This is a genomic window from Bradyrhizobium barranii subsp. apii (assembly GCF_011516635.5).
GTDB lineage: Bacteria > Pseudomonadota > Alphaproteobacteria > Rhizobiales > Xanthobacteraceae > Bradyrhizobium > Bradyrhizobium barranii.
The window spans coordinates 2382864-2401170 of the sequence record NZ_CP096255.1 but is presented as its reverse complement, the minus strand read 5'-3'; the positions used below and the strand labels follow the sequence as shown (position 1 = coordinate 2401170).

Sequence of the window (18307 nt, the reverse complement as noted above, 5' to 3'; positions counted from 1 at the left end):
TGCGCAGTGGTCGGACGGCTTATGCCGTGCTCTCCCGGGAGCCGAGTTCGTTCTGGCCTCCCTCGCCCTCGCGGAATTCGCCGGCATCGCGCCGGTTGACGCAACTGCCGCATGACCTGCGCCGGACAGCGGCAACCCTGGCCGGCGACCTCGGCTTCGACGATCCGTGGATCGCGAAGTGCCTCGATCATGCCGTCAGCAAGAAGGGTGACGTGATCGTGCCGACCGTCACCGGCAAGATCTACAATCACTCCAAGCGGATGAAGGGAAAAGCGCGCGGTGTTGGATGGCGTAGCCGCGGAGTTGAGGCGGATCATAAAGGACCCGCAAAGGCGCGTCCGCCAGGAGTCGTCGGACCGAACGTAATGACGATGGTGAAGCAGGCCGTTGCGGGAGAGAACGCCAGAGATGTCGATTGGAAGCTCCGCCGGATGACGAACAAGTAGGCCACCGCGCGCGTCGAGCAAGACACTTTCATCTGTGGCATGCGTCAATGTGCCTGTCTTTCCCAAAACAGTACCCGCATCGCTGCATTCTCGAGGAATGCCCGCGCCCCGTCGTCGATGGTCAAGGTTGGCGCGTCAAGCCGTGCAAAATGGTGTATACTCGCAAACCGGTAGTGTTTCAGCCTGACGAAGAAGACGCCCCTCGGAACAAATGCAACGCAGCGTCCTACGTTGGAGGACGTCGCGATGCAATTGTGCATCACAACCAGAGGGGAAGTTGTTATGAAGCGACGTTCATTGCTCTTGGCATTGTGTTCTTCCGCTTTCATCTCTGCACCGGCACTGGCCGATGAGGTCAAGCAGGAGGCTGATAAGATAGCCGTCGCCTACACCGACTGCGTCGCCAAGAAAGACGCGGCCTGTGTCGCTGCGCTCTATACAAAGGACGGGGTCCAGATCAACCCGGGCGGTGTGTTTTCCGATCTCAAGACCGTATACGAAAACAACTTCAAGAACGGCACCGATCATATTGAGATCAGAGTCGGCAACATGTCGGTCATCAACAACGATCTGGTCGTTGCCAACGGCGAGACGGACATCTTCGGCAAGGATCCTAAGAGCGGTGACGCCACTAGGGTCACGGTGTTCTGGGGTTCCATCAACATCCGTGAAGGCGGCGCTTTAAAAATCCGCCAGTTGACCGTCGGCATAAAGCCGCCCCCAGCTAAGGAAGCCAGCGCCGAGAAGAAGTAGGACGTCATCAAGTCATAAGTCACCGCGCGCCCATCCTCTTTTGAGGGTGGGCGTTTGATCTCGTTGCACGACGGCTGGCGCGGTGTTTTGCCTGACGAGTCACGTCTGTAGCCCGGATTGCGCTTCGCTCCATGGGGCTACGTCAGATCAGCCCCTGTCCGCCACTTGTCCATTGATTCAAAAATGGCGGTTCTGGGCCAGCTTGGATGAGCCTCCTTCCCGCCGGACCACGTCAAGTGAACTTCGGCCACTCTTCCATCTTCCAGCGAGGCAAGGACGTCGTCACGGTCATCTCGCCTACCAAGCACCTTGATCTCCAAACCGACAAGCGGGTGCCGGTCGCCAATCTCCTTCCTTAACTCCTCTTCCAGAAGAAGGCGCTCCCGTTCATCGATGACTTGGACGCCAGGGCTCAAGCACCTCACGCCACTGCGGCGTCCGGCACGCGCGCGGCTTCCATCGGCTGCTTGCCGCGGATGAGGTCCGACGCACGGTCGGCGATCATCATGGTGGAGGCGTTGAGGTTCGCCGAGATCATGCGCGGCATCGCTGAGGCATCGATGACGCGGAGGCCCTCCAACCCATGGACACGGAGCTGGTCGTCGACCACCGCCCACGTGCTGTCCGCCGGGCCCATGCGGCAGGTGCAGCCGGGGTGGAAGGTGGTGGTGCCGCGTTCGGTGGCGGCGGCGAGGAATTCGTCGTCGGTGTTGATGTTGGGGCCGGGGAAATCCTCGTAGGCGTAGTAAGGCGACAACGGCGCACTCTTCAGCAAACGCCGCGCGAGCTTCATGCCGCCGACGATGACGCGGCGGTCGAGCTCGGCGTCGAGATAGTTGGTCTGGATGATCGGCGGCGCGAACGGATCAGCCGAGCGGATGCGGACATAGCCGCGGCTCTCGGGGCGCTGCTGCCAGGAGGCGACTGTCATGCCGGGCTCGTCCTCGAGCTGGCCCTGCACGCCCTCCTTGTAGCTCGCCGGCGTGAAGGTGAGCTGGAGGTCAGAACTGTCGGCGCTCTCGCCGGAGTGCCAGAAGCAATACACCATGGTCGGCGACAGCGAGAGCAGGCCGCGGCGCGCGGTCGCCCATTTCAGAGCCTCGATCCACAGCGAGAAGCCGCGGCGGAGCTCGTTGATGGTCTTGATGTCCTTCACGCGCGCCACGGTGCGCGGGGCGTAGTGATCCTGCAGACCTTCGCCGACCGGCAGCGCATGGCGCACCGCGATGCCGTGCGCGCCGAGCAGATCGGGTGAGCCGATTCCGGAGAGCTGGAGCAGCTGCGGCGAATTATAGGTGCCGCCGGACAGGATCACTTCCTTGTTGGCGCGCACTTCGACCGGCGTGCCGCCGCGGCCGCCCTTGCTGTAGCGCACGCCGACGGCGCGCTTGCCTTCAAAAATGATCTCGGTCGCGTGCGCGTGGGTGTGCACATGCACGTTCGGGCGCTTCATCGCGGGCTTGAGGAACGCGGTCGAGCCGGAGACGCGCAGGCCCTTGTCGATGGTGCGCTGGCAGTAGGAGACGCCTTCCTGCTTAGCGCCATTGTAATCGGGGTTGCGAGGAATGCCGAGCGAGACCGCGCCTTCCATGAAGGCTTCGCAGAGCGGATCGCGCCACTCCATGGTCGTGACGGTGAGATTGCCGTCGCGGCCGCGATAGGTGTCCTCGCCCTCGCCGACCCGCTTTTCCAGCCGCTTGAAGTAAGGCAGCACGTCGGCATAACCCCAGCCGCGATTGCCCATCTGCGCCCAGGTATCGAAATCCATCCGCTGGCCGCGATTGTAGATGTGGCCGTTGATCGAGGACGAGCCGCCGAGCGTCTTGCCGCGCGGCGCATAGATGCTGCGCCCGCCGGTGTAGGGCCCCGGCTCCTGCTGGTAGGCCCAGTTGATGCTCTTCATGTGGAAGGTCTTGATGAAGCCCGCCGGCAGATGGATGTAGGGATGCCAGTCGCTCGGGCCCGCCTCGAGCACGCAGACGCTCACGTTCGGATCTTCGCTGAGCCGGCTGGTCAGTACGCAGCCGGCGGAGCCCGCGCCGACGATCACATAATCGAATCTGTCCATGGTGCCTCGGCCGCTCAGCGCGGCTTGTCGTTGAGTTGATAATTCAAATGCGTCCGCACCGTCGGCCATTCGGCGGCGGTGATGCTGTAAACTACGGTGTCCCGCAGCGTGCCGTTGGGCGTGACCTGGTGGCTGCGCAGAATGCCGTCCTGCTTGGCGCCCAAGCGCTCGATGGCGCGGCGGCTCTGGTGGTTGAAGAAATGCGTGCGGAATTCGACCGCGATGCAGTTCAGCGTCTCGAAGGCGTGGGTCAGCAGCAGAATCTTGCACTGCGTGTTGAGCGGCCCGCGCTGCGCGCTCTTGCCATACCAGGTCGAGCCGATCTCGACGCGGCGGTTGGCGGCATCGATGTTCATATAGGTGGTCTGGCCGACGATCTTGCCGCCGGCATCGAACACGGTGAACGGCAGCATCGAGCCCGCGGCCTGGAGGCCCAAGCGGCGGTCGATCTCCTTGGCCACGTTCTCCGGCGTCGGGATCGCGGTGTACCAGATCGTGTAGAGCTCGCCGTCCTTCACGGCCTCCACCAGCCCCTCGCGATGCTCTTTCGACAGCGGCTCGAGACGGGCGTGCTGCCCACGCAGGGTGACGGGATCAGGCCAGGGCATTTCTCTCTCCATAATGACTGCCGTCCATCCGGGGCGCGACGACGTCGCGAGCCCGGAATCCATAATCACCGCTCGGGGTTATGGATTCCGGGCCTGCGTGCTGGCGCACGCATCCCGGAATGACGACGGACGCATCGGCACGGCTGCTCAGATACATTCACTTATTCAGAAAGTTCAACGGCAAACCGCCGCGCGGCCAGTCCATGGCGATCAGCTCGCCCTTGCCCGACAGCGTGATGTAGGCGGTCTTCAGCCCCTCGCCGCCGAAGGCGATGTTGGTGGTGACGCGGTCGCCGGTCGGGACCTGCTCCACCAGCGTACCATCAGGCGCGATCACCGAGATGCAGCCGGAGACGAGGGTGGCGACGCAGACATTGCCGTTCGCCTCCACCGCGAGCGAGTCGAACATCTGGTAGCCGCCGAGGCCGCAGATCGGCTTGCCGCGCTCGCCACGGTAGATCACCTCGCGCGGCTTGAGCGTGCCGGGCGCGGAGAGCTCATAGGCCCAGAGCCGCCCCGTCGGGGTCTCCGCGATGTAGACGGTGTTCTCGTCCGGCGACAGGCCGATGCCGTTGGCCGGCAGCACGCCATGCACGACCTCGACGATCTCGGTCATGCCGGGCTTGAGATAATACATGCCGCCGACATCCATCTCGCGGGCGCGGCGCTTGCCGAGATCGGAGAACCAGAGGCCGCCGTGCTTGTCGAAGACGAGGTCGTTCGGCCCGCGCAGATCGTGCTCGCCGCATTTGGTCACGACGGTCTCGACCTTGCCCGATTGCAGATCGACGCGCTGGATCGAGCCGCCGAGATAGCCGTCCGGCTGCGGGCCGGGCATGATCATCTTGCCGGTCGGAATCCAGGAGAAGCCGCCATTGTTGCAGATGTAGATCTTGCCGTCGGGGCCGAGGGCTGCGCCGTTCGGGCCGCCCGGCACCTTGGCGACGACCTCCTTGCGGCCGTCGGGATGGATTCGGGTCAGGCGCTGGCCGCGAATTTCCACCAGCACGACCGAACCGTCCGGCATCACCACCGGCCCTTCGGGAAATTCGAGGTCGGTGGCGAGAACGCGAACGTTGGACATGGGGACCCTCCCGGCTGCTTGTTATGGCTTGCACGGGATGTCCGGCACGGGCCCCACACGCAAGATTTGCCTGCGGTTATGACAAAGTCGCCGGGGCTTGCCAAGCAAGCGGGATGGTATGCCAGCGTTGCAACGTAGAGCGCGATGACATATCGCGCCTTAGGTCTCGTTTGAGCATGATCTCTTCGGAAAATCGCTGCGCACTTTGCGCGAACGCGGCCCTTCGGGTCCGGATCGTGCTTACTCCCGCACTGGTATCCAAATCTCGAAGCCGCCATTGCCGGTCGCGGGATCGAATTTCTCGTCATAGCGCTCGAAGTTCGGCGCATCCGCAGCCTTCAGGCCGGACGCCGGCAGCCACTGATTCCAGATCGTGTTGACGGTGCGGCGGATCGAGGCGACGTGCTCGGTGTGGGTGAACACCGCGTAGCGCTGCTCGGGAATGCGGATGCGACCGAAGCGGCGCGGCAGGTCGGAGAAATCGGCGACCTCGACACCGGCGATGTAGTCGAAATTGCCGGAATCATCGCCGTTGCAGCAGACGCCATAGGCGACTTGAGATTTTCCCTGGCCGACGCGCGCGGGAATGTCGGCGACTTCCTGATGGAAGCGGTGCCACAGTCCCGGAATGGCGGCGCCGTTGTCGCAGGAGATGCGCTCGGCGGGGCCGGCGACGAGGAAGGCCTTCGCGGTTTCGAAACGCGGCGGGACCAGATGGTCGAGCATGGTGGAGTCCATGAGGATCGGCTCCTGAAGCTTGAGTTTGTCGAGGCACGTTGCCGCCCGCACCGCTTCGGGTGTGGTGCCAAACTGGTCGCGGAACGCGCGGGTGAACGCTTCGTGCGAGCCGTAATCCGCCTCCAGCGCCAGCGACAGGATGTCCGGCGCGCCGTTCGCAAGACTGCGCGCCGCTTCCGTCAACCGCCGCGCGCGCACGTAGCGCATCACCGGAAGCCCGGTGGCTGCGGCAAACGCCCGCACAATGTGGAACCGCGACACGCCTGATATCGCCGCAATCTCGTCGAGCGTCATCGGCTCGGCCAGATGGCTCTCGATATACCAGAGCGCGCGCTGGGCTGGGTTCATGCGTCAAGGGCCCTCGTTCGAAGTCTGGCGATGATGCGCTGCCGGCCACCGCCTCGCTTGATCGGCATTGCTGTCCTCGCATGAGAATAGTTCCGGAATAGCCACTGGCAACGCCCCGGCATTGGCAGCTACACTCATTGCAACCGCTCACCAGAAAGAGGAACCGCGTCATGGAAATCACCGATGTGCGGGCGCACCATATCCGCATCGCCTATGACGCCGGTGTCGCGAGCTTTCGCCAGGGCGCGTCCGCAATCTCCGCGCTCGACATGGTGCTGGTCGAGGTCACGACCGATGCCGGACTGACCGGCTGGGGCGATGCCTTTGCCTATGTCTCCCCGCGCACCACGCGAAGCGCCGTCGAGGAGATGATCGCGCCGCAGGCCCGCGGGCTGAAGGTTCCCGATGCCGCCGGCATTCCGGCGGTGATGGAACAGATCCAGCGCAACCTGCATCTGTTCGGCCGCTACGGCATCACCATGTTCGCGATATCAGGGCTCGACATCGCGCTGTGGGACCTGGCTGCGAAGATCGAGGGCGCGCCGCTGCATCGCCTGATCGGCGAGACCAGGCGCTCGTCCATTCCCGCCTATGCGAGCCTGTTGCGAATTGGCTCGCCTGAGAACATCGCCGGCGAATGCAAGAAGGCGCTCGCGCTCGGCTATGGCGCCATCAAGCTGCATGAGACCACGACGCCGGCGGTGTTTGCCGCGCGCGAGGCCATTGGGCCCGGCATCCCGCTGATGGTCGACATGAACTGCCCGCTCACAGGCGAGCAGGCGATCGCATTCGCGAAGGCGTGCGAGGACGCGCAGCCGATGTTTCTGGAAGAGCCGGTATGGCCGCCGGAGGATTTTGCCACGCTCGCCGAGGTCCGCCGCAAGGGCGGGCTCGGCGTCGCCGCCGGCGAGAACGCCTGCACGGAGTATCAATTCCGCCAGATGATGAATGCAGGCGCGGTGAGCCATGCCCAACCGTCGGTGACCAAGGTCGGCGGCATCACGGAATTTTTGAAGGTCGCCGCACTCGCCGATCAGCTCGGCGTCAAGATCGTCCCGCACTCCCCGTATTTCGGTCCGGGCCTGCTGGCGACATTGCACCTGCTGGCGACGCGTGACGACGGGTTGGTCGAGATGTTCTATCTGAAACGCGAAGCGTGTCTGTGGGGCGGCCGCGCCGATGTCGATGCCACCGGCCACATCGCGGTGCCCTCGGGACCCGGGCTCGGCTATGAGCCCGATCGCGGCGTGATGGAGCGCTACCGCGTGGCGTGACCGCGACGCCTATTTCGCCGCATCCTTCGGTGGCGGCGCGTCCTGCTTCTTCTTCAGATCGTCCGCGATCTTCACCTGTGCAGCCTGGAGATCGCCCAGCGTCTTCTGCAGGCCGGCCACAAGCGTCTTCAGCGCGTCGATCTGGCGGTTGGCGGCATCGAGCTTCTGCTGATGATCGAGCGTCAGCTTGGTGATCGTCTTCTGTAGGAAGTCGACGTTGCTCTGCAGGCAACTCGTGCGCCGCTCCATGGTCTTCTCGACGGTACAGATCTCGATGCCGGGCACGTCTTGCGCGCGGACCGACGCAATCGCCAGCGGGGCGAGCAACAACATCGCGAAACAAACGCCGGCGCTTCGAAGCAGCATGCAGGTTCCTCGTCCAAATCAATCACGGCAATGTGCGCTTTTTGCTCGCCGACGCCGGAGGCTACCACACTCGTACCGCATTCTCGCGTTGAGCTTGGCTTGTTCCCTTGGACGGGGAGCAGTGAACTGTGCGCGGAAGAAAGTGGGCGCTCTTTCCGCGACTTTGATTAGGGGAGATTTTTGGAATGGCAACGCGCGATAGACGTCTGGCGGAATTCGATGGCGCCGGCGAACCGCCACCTGGCCTGCCGGTGGAGGTGCTGTGCGAGGACCACAGCGGAACGTATCAACTGCCGTTCGCCTGCCGCTATGTCGAGGGCCGCTGGCAGAACGACGCGGCCGGCGTCCCGGTGGAAGCCACTGTGATCGGCTGGCGCGTGCCGCGCGCCAAGCACTCGGGCTTCGCCTGACGAGCGGCGTCTGTCTCAAAATGCAACGGGGCCGCGCTCTGCCTTAACTAACGGAACGCGGCCCGAACGAATCACGTCCGAATCAGCCGGAACGCCGTGTACGCGGCTGTTCACGGCTAGATGTCGCAACAAGCCCGCACGCGTATACAATATCTGCGCAGCACGTGGGCCGGCCCGAGCCGGCTGCGGGTGCTAAAAGTTAACGGCTTCAATGGCATGGCGGCCGGGTGCGGCAGCCCGGGCCGCGCTCCCAAAACAGGCAGGCGGGCGTCAGGCCTGCCTAATATTCGACCTCGAGCTCCTCGATTTCGGCCGGCTCATCCTTGGCCGCCGCGATCCATTCCTTCAACTCGGGCATGGCCATGATGGTATCGGCATAGGCCTTCAGCAGGGGCTCGAGCTTGACGTCATAGGTCACGAAGCGCGTCACCACGGGGGCATACATCGCATCCGCCATGGTGCGCCTCGCGCCGAACAGGAAGGGACCGCCGGATTTCTCCAGACAGTCGCGCCAGATGGACCAGACGCGGTCGATGTCGGCCTGCGCGCGCGACCAGATCTTGAAGCCGGGGAAGTGCCCCTTCAGATTGACCGGCAGCGAAGCGCGCAGCGTCGTGAAGCCGGAATGGATTTCGCCGCAGATCGAGCGGCAATGCGCCCGCTGGACGCGGTCATCAGGCAACAGACCGGCTTCCGGCATCGCCTCGTTGAGATATTCGGCGATCGCCAGCGTATCCCAGACCACGGCGCCGTCGTGGCGCAGGCATGGCACCAGGATCGACGACGACAGCAGCAGGATCTCCGCGCGCGCCGACGCGTCGTCCGGCGCGGTGACGATCTCCTCGAAATCGAGCCCGGAAAATTTCGTCAGCAGCCAGCCGCGCAGCGACCAGGACGAATAGTTCTTGCTGCTGATGGTCAGTGTCGCCTTCGCCATATGGCCTCTTCCCTACGCCTGTGACTCGCCCCCTGCCCGGCCCGCGGGAGTGCTCATGACCTGTGCTTCCCGCAAATGGAGGAGCAAGCGATGTGCCAGTTTTGAGGGCGGTAGGGCGCCCGTTTGGCTTCGATATTGCATGACAGCACGGGAGGGTGGGCGTTTCAGTATGATGTCGATGTATTATCAGGCCTTTCAGAACCATATGGACCTCACCGCGCCGTGGCGGGCGGGAGCTTCGTCCGCACTCAGATTCCTCAATCTGGTGCCGCAGGGCCTATCGGATCAGGTCGTCGGCCGGCTCTCCGCCGCGCTGGAGCTGATCTCGCGCTCCACCCTCACCTATCACCGTCCGGCCTACGGCATCGACAGCGTGATGGTGGGCAACCGTGAGGTCGGCGTCACCGAGGAGGTCGCCTACGCGACGCCGTTCGGCTCGCTGCTGCACTTCAGGAAGGACGGCGTGCCGGAGCAGCCGCGCATGCTGCTGGTGGCGCCGATGTCGGGCCATTTCGCCACGCTGCTGCGCGGCACCGTGAAAACGCTACTGCAGGATCACGACGTCTACATCACCGACTGGCACAATCCGCGCGACATTCCACGCCGCGAAGGCCGCTTCGGGCTCGACGATTACACCGATCATCTCATCGACTTCCTCGGCCAATTGGGCCCGCGTCCGCACATGGTCGCAATCTGCCAGCCCTCGGTCTCGGCACTCGCGGCCGCCGCGGTCATGTGCGAGGGCAACCACCCCTCGCGGCCTGCGACGCTGACGCTGATGGCGGGTCCGATCGACACGCGCATCCAGCCGACCAGGGTCAACGAGTTCGCCAAGAGCAGGCCGATCGACTGGTTCGACCAGAACCTGATCAACTACGTGCCGGTGCAATGCCGCGGCGCGCTCCGCAAGGTCTATCCCGGCTTCGTGCAACTCACGGCGTTCGTCTCGATGAATCTCGAGCGCCACATCAAGCAGCACATGGATCTCGCCAACCATATCGCCAAGGGCGAGAAGGAGAAGGCCGCGAGCATCAAGACCTTCTACGACGAATATTTCGCCGTGATGGACCTGCCGGCCGAGTTCTACATCGAGACCGTGCGTGACGTGTTCCAGGAGCACCTGTTGCCGCAAGGCAAGTTGATGCACCGTGGCCGTCCCGTGAACACCAAGGCCGTCAGCCGCATGGGGCTAATGACGGTCGAAGGCGAGAAGGACGACATCTGCTCGATCGGCCAGACGCTCGCCGCGCAAGACCTCTGCACCGGTGTGCGCGCCTATCGCCGCGTCCACCACATGCAGGCCGGCGTCGGCCACTACGGCGTGTTCTCGGGCAAGCGGTGGAATAACGAGATCTATCCGCTGCTGCGGGATTTCGTGCACGTGAATTCCTGACTGTCATTCCCTGCCCATCGACTGGGGGAAAACGGCACGTGCCTAATGCACTTGCTCCAGCAGCTCTTTCGCTTCCACGACTTCAGAAAGATTTCGCTCCACATCGAATTCGGCCAGCACGGGAGCGAGCATTTCGGATACCCCGCCTGCTCGGCCATTTCTCTTGTGCAGGCGAGCAAGTCCAAGGGCGCTGCGCAGCTCGAAAGTCTTCGTCTGCTGGTGTCGTGCGATCTCAAGCGCTCGGTTGAGGGAAGCTTCGGCACTGGCTTCGTCCGAAGGATCAAGACGCGACAAAAGCTCGCCGCGGGCGCGATGCAACTCGGCATCAAGCCAATGCTGGCCGGATTGCCCGGTCCACGCGATCAATTCGCTCAAGATTTCCAGCCCGGTTTCGAGTTGGCCCGACGCTGCGTTCGCCAAGGCGACGTGCATCCCCCAAAACGGCTCACAGAGATAGCAGTCATTCTCGTGCAGCAAAGTCCAGCCGCGACGCATTTCCGTCAGTCCGGTCATTTGGTCGCCTGCACGCCACTTGGCGAGGCCATTCAGATAGGTGCCGGCGGCCACATACAACGGCATCGTGTGGTCGCGCGCGAGACCGAGCGCCAAGATCGTCTCCGTTTGCTGCAACACGCCTCCGCATAGTCCGTCGAACACGGCGCGATGAACCAGCGCGTTGGCCTGGGACAGCGCCCGTTTTTCTCCCGAAGCACTCACCGCTTCGGCAGCGAGGCGGCGTGCACGCGCGATCCTGCCAAGCGGCCAAAGCACCAGGGCAAGAAACCTCATGATCACGAACGGGAGATCCAGTGCCGAAGCCCTGAACGTCGCTGGATCCCGCTCGGCGCCGTAGATCTCTAGTGCCTGCTCAAGATGCGTTCTCGCGTTCAAATAGTCGCCCCCGAACCAGCATGTAGCCCCGCCCGTCCAATGTGCGACGACGGCGGCCACCGGTGAGTCCGGTCGTCGGTCAGCGGCGCTCATGATGGCATCCGCGAGCTCACGCATCGGAGCGAGTTCGCCGTGTGTCAGGCAGGCATTGAAGAGACCCGAATGGACCGGCGCAAGTTCAACGGGATCATTGATGTCGGCAGCGAACTGTCGGGCACGCGTCCATGCGGCTACCGTTTCGGGAGCGCTGTGGCCGAGGCTGCCTCGCAATGCACGGCCATACTCGATTTGAAGATGCAGCCTGCTCATCATCCGGCGGGGATCATCCGGCACCTCATCGGCGGACGCAATCGCCTTGCCGAGATGCGCGATCGCCTCGGAATAGGCCGAGCGCTTCAGCGCTTGCTGGCCCGCCTTGCGCCACCATTCGAGGGCGATCTCGCTCAGCCCCGCCTCGGTGAAGTGGTGTGCCAGAACTTCCGGCTCAGTCTCGGCAACGACGGGAAACTTCTCGCGCAGGACATCGCCGATGCGCTTGTGAAGCACCTGCCGTTTGCTCTTGAGCAGGCCTTCATAGGCCGCTTCCTGAACGAGAGCGTGCCTGAAGCTATAGTTTGCGTCGGGCGGTGTCCCGCGACGCACCAGCAGTTCCGCCTCTTCGAGTTGCCCCAGCGCGGCGCTCAGCGTCAGATCATCGCGTCCTGTCACATATTTTAGCAGCGCGTATGAAAAGTCGCGGCCGATGGCGGCGCCTATCTGCGCCACCTCCTTGACGGGAGCCAGCCGGTCGAGCCGCGCCATCAGCGAATCCTGCAGCGTCGCGGGAATAGCGAGCGGCGGGAGAGGACTATCGAGGCGATAGCGTCCGGAATCCTCGACGAGCAGTCCGGACTCCAGCACCATCTTGGTCAGTTCCTCGACGAATAGCGGGATGCCGTCCGTCTTGTCGATGATCTGCTCCATCATCTCGCGCGGCAGCTGGCGGCCAACGGTCACCTGCTCGACCAGCGCACGCGTGTCCTGCCGGTCGAGCCGGTCGAGCCGCAACAGGCTGACGTTGGCGAGGCCCGACCAGGAGGGCTCGAACTCTGGCCGGGATGTCATGAGCATGAGTATCGGCAGTCCCCTGATCCGGTCGACGCCGAGATCGAACAGTTCAAGTGTCGTGGCATCGGCCCAATGCATATCCTCGCAGATTACCAGCAGGGGCTGCTCTCGCGCCAACCCCTCGAGCTGATCGAGAAGCGAGGCAAATGTCTGTCGCCGCTGCTGCGCCGGGCTCAAACCAAGCGGCGGATAATGGTCGCCGGTTGGAATCGAAAGGAGAGCCGCAATGAGCGGTGTCGCCCGGGCGACCTGTTGCGTTCCAAGCGCCAGCATTGCCTCAAGCTTGTCGAGCTTTTGCTCCGGCATGTCGTGCGAGCGGATACCGGCTGCGCGCTCCAGCTGCGCGACAAAGGGATGAAGCGCGCTGTTGGTGTGGTAGGGCGAACACTGATATCGCACCCGGCGATGCGCCCCCAACGCGGGGTTTTCGGACAGCGTTGCGACAATGCGCGACTTGCCGATGCCTGCTTCGCCGGAGATCAACACCATCTGGCCCTGCCCCTGCCATGCCAACCGCTGGCGCGAGAGCGTGAATTCGATCTCCTCCTTGCGACCGACAAAGCCGATCGAACGCGCTGCGCGGACCGCCTCGAAGCGACTTTCCGATGCGGCCGCCCCCTCGACCGCCCAGACCGCGATGGGTTCGGCTATCCCCTTGACCTCGCGGCGGCCGAGATTGCGAAAAGTGAAGAGATCGCCAAGCAGCCGGCGCGTCGACGAGGCGACGACGACCACTCCCGGTTCGGCCAGGCTCTGAAGCCTGGCAGCAAGGTTTGGTGTATCGCCGACCGTTGCGTGCTCCTCCGACGCATCGCCGCTGATGAGGTCGCCGATCACCACAAGCCCGGTCGCGATTGCGATCCGCAGTTCAACCCGTTCAGTGGCGCCCGTCCTGAGTCGCCCGACCGCAGCGATGGTGTCGAGGCCCGCTCGCACTGCGCGCTCCGCATCGTCCTCGTGGGCGCGGGGATAGCCGAAATAGACCAGTATTCCGTCACCGACGAACCTGGCGATCCTGCCGTCATAAGCAGCGATGACGCCCGCACAAGCGGCGCGGTAGGCCCGGATCACTTCCCACATATCCTCGGGATCGAGACGCGCGGAGAGCGCCGTCGAGCCGACCAGGTCGCAAAACATAACGGTCAGGTGACGCCGCTCGGCGTCGTGAGGAGGAGCCGGCGATGCGATCAACGCGGCTGGATCGAGGTCGGCAATGGCACGCAGCATTTTGCGGCGATGGCCAAGCAGGACTCCGAGCTTATCGAAGTCCTCGGCCATCAGTTCGGGAAGGACGCCCATGTCGATCCCATTTTGGACAAAACGCTCTGCGTATTGTCCAAGCCCCAGCTTCTCGAGCCACTCCGCAATCTGCATTGGCTCCACCGATCGTGTGGTTGACAATTAGCAGAATTTTGGACCACGGCGCGGGGACAATATCTCAACGCCACCATGATGGCACGTCTTGTTTGTTGCGCGATAACTTAGGTTGCTCAGTACCGATGCCGCTTCCAGCAAGGACATTGCTCGATGCAAACGGCGGCGCTACTAAAGATCGTCTGCACGCAGCGTTGGACGACAGAAGTTGCGATGAGCCGTCAACCACTCGCCTTCAGACCTGACGTCAGCACTGGCTCTGGTGCCTACATGACGACGCCAAGCAGACGCTTTTCCGTGAGCACAATTGTCTTCATTCTTCGTCCTTGGGCACTACGTAGTTGCGCGCCATCGTTCCCGCCGCAACTTGAAGCGAAGACCCAACGACCCAACAGCCGGCGAGAAACGCTATCAGCCCATTGGGTAGGCTTTGATCAAGGACAAGGATGCTGACGGACAGAGTTGCTGCAATCGCCGCGCCGAACGTACCGGCCGCACTCATGATCTCAGCAACCTCAGAGCCGTTGTATTCTTCCGACGTGCTCGAAATCGACCTCCGAGCGACAGACCGGGACAAATCAATTCCAACATAATAGCTGAGAGCTCCGTAGAGCATTGTTAGCAGCACGATCCAGCCGCTTTCAAAAAGCCCGCCTTTCTGACGCAACAGGGTCGCACCCACATAGAGGCCGCAAGAGGCCCCAACGGCTGCTAGCCCAATTCTTTCGAGGAGATGGGCCGACTTGATAAGACTGGAACGGGCGATCCCAAGATTACCGGCGTACCTCGTTAGGGAAAATGCGCTGGAAACTGCGTTGCCTATCTTCATTGGGGGCTCCTCAATAAGTAGCAGCCTACCGGCCGACCCCGATTAGAAGCTGCGTGGACGCGCTTCGCGATGCCCTTGATTCCAATTTCCAAAAGATGTGGCTGAGTGATGGGGCTGGCTTGCTCGTAACCAAGACGAGAGCCAGTCCAAAGCTGCGAGCTCGCGGCTTCGCAGGCATTGCATCTCACCCGTGTCTGTCAGTCAGCTCCGGGTGCAGCAATTTCTTGGGGGAGAGTTAGCTCGAAAAGAGAGTGATGGACTATGAGACTGTTCACATACTCCTGTTCCCTGTCGCTCCATCCAGTCACGATCTCAGGAGGACTAAGTTTGCATCGTTGCATACTCGGGAGCGGATCGCCGGGACGGTCGAGCAGGGCCATCCCGTTGAGGTGGATATCGCCGGCTGGGATGCGCCGCGCGAAATCCTCGTGCAGGAAATCGGTGGACTTCACCCTGGCTTCGGCCTCCCTCAGCGTGATGTAGCCGCCTGCTGAAGGAATGGCCGGGATGCTTGCCCTGAAGCGCAGCGCCTCACGAATTTCACGGGCACGAAGCAGGCGATCTCGCTGGCGAAGCGGCCCAGATTTGGATTCTGATTTTGACGGAAAAACGCTCTACGCGTCCGGCCCGCCATGGGTTTCGCGGCGCCATGTGCCCGGACTGACGCCGACCATCTGCGTGAACACCCGCGTGAAATGGCTTTGATTGGCAAATCCGGCCGAGATCGCAATCTCGGACAACGGCAGGTTGCGGACCGTCATCAGCTGCGTGGCCGCCTTCACGCGCTGGCGCAGCAGCCATTGATGCGGCGGCAGGCCGGTGGAGATCCGGAATCCGCGTGAAAAGTGGCTGACCGAAAGGCCGAGCTCGGTCGCGATCTGCTCCAACGCGACCTTGCCTGGGAGATCGGATTCGAGCCGGTCGCAGGCGCGCTTCACCTGCCATGGCGCGAGGCCGCCGCGGTTAGGCTCTGCGACAGGCTTCAGCCCGCCATAGGTCTGGGCGACGTGCGCGGTGAGCGCGAGCATCATATGATCGACGAAAAGCTGGTTGGTCTCGTCAGGCCGACGCAGTGCTTCCTGCAAGGTGGCGCCGATATGACGGATGACCCCGTCGTCATGGCCCACACCGGGCTCGTAACTGAGCTCGCCAATGCGCGGCGCGCCGGGTTGCCTCGCCATGTCGTGAAGGGCCGAGCGCGGCAAATAGAAGAAGAGCGAGTGAAACGGCTTGTCGATCACATAGCGCGGGTCGCGCTTGAGGTCGTACAGATAGGTCGCGCCCGCACGAATATCCTCCCTGGTGACGTAGCGGCCTTCCTCCCAACATTCGCAAGCGGGATAGTCGCGGAGCTTCAGGCTGACGAGGTAAGCATCTTCAGCCGGCAACGAGCCGGAAAGTTCGGACGTCGGCTTGTCATTGCGGACTTCGGTGACCGCGAGCTCCGCGCTGCGCAGCGAGCGCGTGATCAGAACCGGAGCTTCCTTCACGTGAAGGCCCCGCCCGAGCCTCTGCCCGTAGACGCCTGCTTGTGTCATTTCAATATTCCATCCGTGAAAGGCACGTCTGCGTCGGCCTTTCCGAGTCGATGCATTATCAGAGATCGACGGCCGACGGTCCAGCTTCGCCGGATTAGCACATAGATTGTGGCAGGCGGTCGCACTCCGTCGCGACGAGGTGAATTCATTGTGATTTCAGCACGATTTCACAGGCTTGGCATCGCGAAGGACAACAGCGTTAACGTGTGCGGCTGATCAGGGCACGATTTTATCGTGCGTTCTGGAAAGCATCCGCTGCGCGCCTTTGCGCCGCTAGGCCGACCATTCCTCGCCCCAGACCTGGACGACGTGGCCGGGCGAGACTTCGCGATACTGCCGGACCGGCGGCTGATAATCCGGTGCGCGCACCGGGCTTCTGATCTCGTCGTTCGAGGTCTCGCGCTTCGTGCCGCGGCGCGATGGATCGGGCACCGGCACCGCGGCCATCAGCTTCTTCGTGTAGGGATGCTGCGGATTGCCGAACAAGGCTGCGCGCGGGCCGGTCTCGACGATCTCGCCGAGATACATCACCGCGACGCGATGGCTCATGCGCTCGACCACCGCGATGTCGTGGGAAATGAAGAGATAGGCAAGGCCCATGCCGGCCTGGAGGTCGAGCATCAGGTTGACGACCTGCGCTTTGACCGAGACGTCGAGGGCGGAGACCGCTTCGTCCGCAACGATCAGCTTCGGCCCGAGCGCGAGCGCGCGCGCAATGCAGATGCGCTGGCGCTGGCCGCCGGAGAATTCGTGTGGAAAGCGCGCGGCCATATCCGCGGTCAGGCCGACGCGCACGAGGAGGTCGGCGACCTTGTCGCGCGCCTGCGATGCCGTGGCGAGCCCGTTGGCGAGCAGCGGTGCTGCGATCGCCGTCCCCACCGACATGCGCGGATTGAGACTCGCAAACGGATCCTGGAATACGATCTGCATCTGCTTGCGGAAGTCGCGCAAGGTCCGGGCGTTCATGGCGAGGACGTCCTGGCCGTCGACGAGGACGGTGCCGCTGTCCGGCTCCGTCAGCTTGAGGATGGAACGGCCTGTCGTGGACTTGCCGCAACCGGATTCGCCAACCAGCGCCAGCGTCTCGCCGGCGCGCAGGGTGAAGGAGATGTTCTCGACCGCGTGGACGCGGCCCGAAACCTTGCCGAACAAGCCGGAGCGGATCGGAAAGCGCGTGGTAAGATTGGCGACTTCGAGCAGCGGCCGCTCCGCGGTTGAGACCGTCTCAGGTGTCTCCGTTGGCTCGTCCGAGGTGCCCGTCACCTTGTCGACGATCGGAAAACGCATCGGCCGCGTCCGCCCACCCATCGAGCCCAGACGCGGTACGGCCGCGAGCAGCGCGCTTGTATAGGGATGCGAGGGTGCTGCGAAGATGCGCGCGGTCGCATCGGTCTCGACGGCCTGCCCGCCATACATCACCACGGTACGGTCCGCGATCTCGGCGACCACGCCCATGTCGTGGGTGATGAAGAGGATCGACATCCCCTCCTCCTGCTGGAGCTCCTTCAGAAGCTCCAGGATCTGCGCCTGGATGGTGACGTCGAGTGCGGTCGTCGGCTCGTCGGCGATCAGCAGCTTCGGCTTGCAGGCGAGCGCCATCGCGATCATCACGCGCTGGCGCATGCCGCCGGAGAAACGATGCGGATGCTCGTGGAAGCGTGATGCCGCCGCGGGAATGCGGACACGATCGAGCAGACGGATGGTCTCGGCCTCCGCCGCCGCGCGCGACAGGCCGCGATGCTGGATCAGCGCTTCGGCGATCTGGAATCCGATGGTGAGCACCGGATTGAGGCTCGTCATCGGTTCCTGGAAGATCATGGCGACATCGTTGCCACGGACATCCGTCATGCTCGCTTCGGACAGCGTCAGCAGATCGCGGCCCGCGAGCGTGACGCGCCCCTCGACGCGGCCGCTCTCCTTCGGAATGAGCCGCATGATGGAAAGCGCGGTGACGCTCTTGCCCGAACCGGACTCGCCGACGATCGCCACGGTTTCTTTGGCCGCGATATCGAACGACACGTCGCGGACGACGGGAATCCATTGCCGCTCGCGCAGAAAGGACGTGGTCAGGCCCGCGACCGACAACACGGGCGCCTTCGCTTCGGCAACGATCGGATCAGGCCTGCTTGCGCCGGTGCTCATG

Annotated in this window: 16 protein-coding genes; 6 read left to right on the top strand and 10 right to left on the bottom strand. The window is 63.3% G+C overall.

Features of this window, described 5'->3' with window-relative positions:
• Nucleotides 1-95 precede the first annotated feature (95 nt).
• Nucleotides 96-446, top strand: a complete 351-nt coding sequence (locus HAP41_RS11425; protein ID WP_224580882.1) for a site-specific integrase — start codon at nucleotides 96-98, stop codon at nucleotides 444-446.
• 282 nt (nucleotides 447-728) lie between these two features.
• The gene (locus tag HAP41_RS11420; protein ID WP_166102234.1) at nucleotides 729-1199 is read left to right on the top strand and encodes a Cif family virulence factor; all 471 of its coding nucleotides are present in this window, start codon (nucleotides 729-731) and stop codon (nucleotides 1197-1199) included.
• Between the two features lie 421 nt (nucleotides 1200-1620).
• Here HAP41_RS11420 and HAP41_RS11415 read toward each other — a convergent pair whose 3' ends face one another.
• From HAP41_RS11415 to HAP41_RS11400, 4 genes are all read right to left on the bottom strand, one after another.
• A complete protein-coding gene (locus tag HAP41_RS11415) occupies nucleotides 1621-3267 on the bottom strand; it encodes a GMC family oxidoreductase (protein WP_166102237.1) in 1647 nt (548 codons plus the stop codon).
• A gap of 14 nt (nucleotides 3268-3281) precedes the next feature.
• Nucleotides 3282-3875: a GNAT family N-acetyltransferase gene (locus HAP41_RS11410; protein ID WP_071910241.1), complete on the bottom strand. Its 594-nt coding sequence runs from the start codon at nucleotides 3873-3875 to the stop codon at nucleotides 3282-3284.
• A 157-nt stretch (nucleotides 3876-4032) separates the two neighbouring features.
• The gene (locus HAP41_RS11405) at nucleotides 4033-4959 is read right to left on the bottom strand and encodes an SMP-30/gluconolactonase/LRE family protein (RefSeq protein WP_166102241.1); all 927 of its coding nucleotides are present in this window, start codon (nucleotides 4957-4959) and stop codon (nucleotides 4033-4035) included.
• 240 nt (nucleotides 4960-5199) lie between these two features.
• Nucleotides 5200-6045, bottom strand: coding sequence for an AraC family transcriptional regulator (locus HAP41_RS11400; protein WP_063981459.1), 846 nt, complete (start codon nucleotides 6043-6045; stop codon nucleotides 5200-5202).
• A 170-nt stretch (nucleotides 6046-6215) separates the two neighbouring features.
• Between HAP41_RS11400 and HAP41_RS11395 the strand changes: the two genes are divergently transcribed.
• Nucleotides 6216-7319 (top strand): mandelate racemase/muconate lactonizing enzyme family protein, encoded by a 1104-nt coding sequence (locus HAP41_RS11395; RefSeq protein ID WP_166102245.1) that lies wholly within the window; start codon nucleotides 6216-6218, stop codon nucleotides 7317-7319.
• A gap of 9 nt (nucleotides 7320-7328) precedes the next feature.
• Here the strand turns inward: HAP41_RS11395 and HAP41_RS11390 are convergent, their stop codons facing one another.
• Nucleotides 7329-7685, bottom strand: a complete 357-nt coding sequence (locus tag HAP41_RS11390) for a hypothetical protein (protein ID WP_166102249.1) — start codon at nucleotides 7683-7685, stop codon at nucleotides 7329-7331.
• 185 nt (nucleotides 7686-7870) lie between these two features.
• Between HAP41_RS11390 and HAP41_RS11385 the strand changes: the two genes are divergently transcribed.
• Nucleotides 7871-8095 carry a hypothetical protein gene (locus HAP41_RS11385; protein ID WP_041953164.1) on the top strand — a complete coding sequence of 75 codons (225 nt, stop codon included), beginning with the start codon at nucleotides 7871-7873 and terminating at the stop codon, nucleotides 8093-8095.
• Nucleotides 8096-8375: 280 nt separating this feature from the next.
• Here HAP41_RS11385 and HAP41_RS11380 read toward each other — a convergent pair whose 3' ends face one another.
• Entirely contained in the window at nucleotides 8376-9032 is a 657-nt protein-coding gene (locus HAP41_RS11380; protein ID WP_166102253.1) for a glutathione S-transferase family protein, read from the bottom strand.
• 169 nt (nucleotides 9033-9201) lie between these two features.
• Here HAP41_RS11380 and HAP41_RS11375 point away from each other — a divergent pair, with 169 nt between their 5' ends.
• On the top strand, nucleotides 9202-10425 hold the full coding sequence (locus HAP41_RS11375; RefSeq protein WP_175618534.1) for a polyhydroxyalkanoate depolymerase: 1224 nt from the start codon (nucleotides 9202-9204) through the stop codon (nucleotides 10423-10425).
• 42 nt (nucleotides 10426-10467) lie between these two features.
• On the opposite strand, the gene HAP41_RS11370 is transcribed toward HAP41_RS11375, so the two are convergent.
• Nucleotides 10468-13797 carry an adenylate/guanylate cyclase domain-containing protein gene (locus tag HAP41_RS11370; RefSeq protein ID WP_166102260.1) on the bottom strand — a complete coding sequence of 1110 codons (3330 nt, stop codon included), beginning with the start codon at nucleotides 13795-13797 and terminating at the stop codon, nucleotides 10468-10470.
• Nucleotides 13798-14110: 313 nt separating this feature from the next.
• Nucleotides 14111-14626: a hypothetical protein gene (locus HAP41_RS11365; protein WP_166102263.1), complete on the bottom strand. Its 516-nt coding sequence runs from the start codon at nucleotides 14624-14626 to the stop codon at nucleotides 14111-14113.
• A gap of 254 nt (nucleotides 14627-14880) precedes the next feature.
• Between HAP41_RS11365 and HAP41_RS11360 the strand changes: the two genes are divergently transcribed.
• Nucleotides 14881-15120: a hypothetical protein gene (locus HAP41_RS11360; protein ID WP_175618143.1), complete on the top strand. Its 240-nt coding sequence runs from the start codon at nucleotides 14881-14883 to the stop codon at nucleotides 15118-15120.
• A 120-nt stretch (nucleotides 15121-15240) separates the two neighbouring features.
• On the opposite strand, the gene HAP41_RS11355 is transcribed toward HAP41_RS11360, so the two are convergent.
• Nucleotides 15241-16164, bottom strand: coding sequence for a helix-turn-helix domain-containing protein (locus HAP41_RS11355; protein WP_166102265.1), 924 nt, complete (start codon nucleotides 16162-16164; stop codon nucleotides 15241-15243).
• A 273-nt stretch (nucleotides 16165-16437) separates the two neighbouring features.
• Nucleotides 16438-18306 (bottom strand): ABC transporter ATP-binding protein, encoded by a 1869-nt coding sequence (locus tag HAP41_RS11350; RefSeq protein ID WP_175618144.1) that lies wholly within the window; start codon nucleotides 18304-18306, stop codon nucleotides 16438-16440.
• Between the last annotated feature and the right edge of the window lies 1 nt (nucleotide 18307).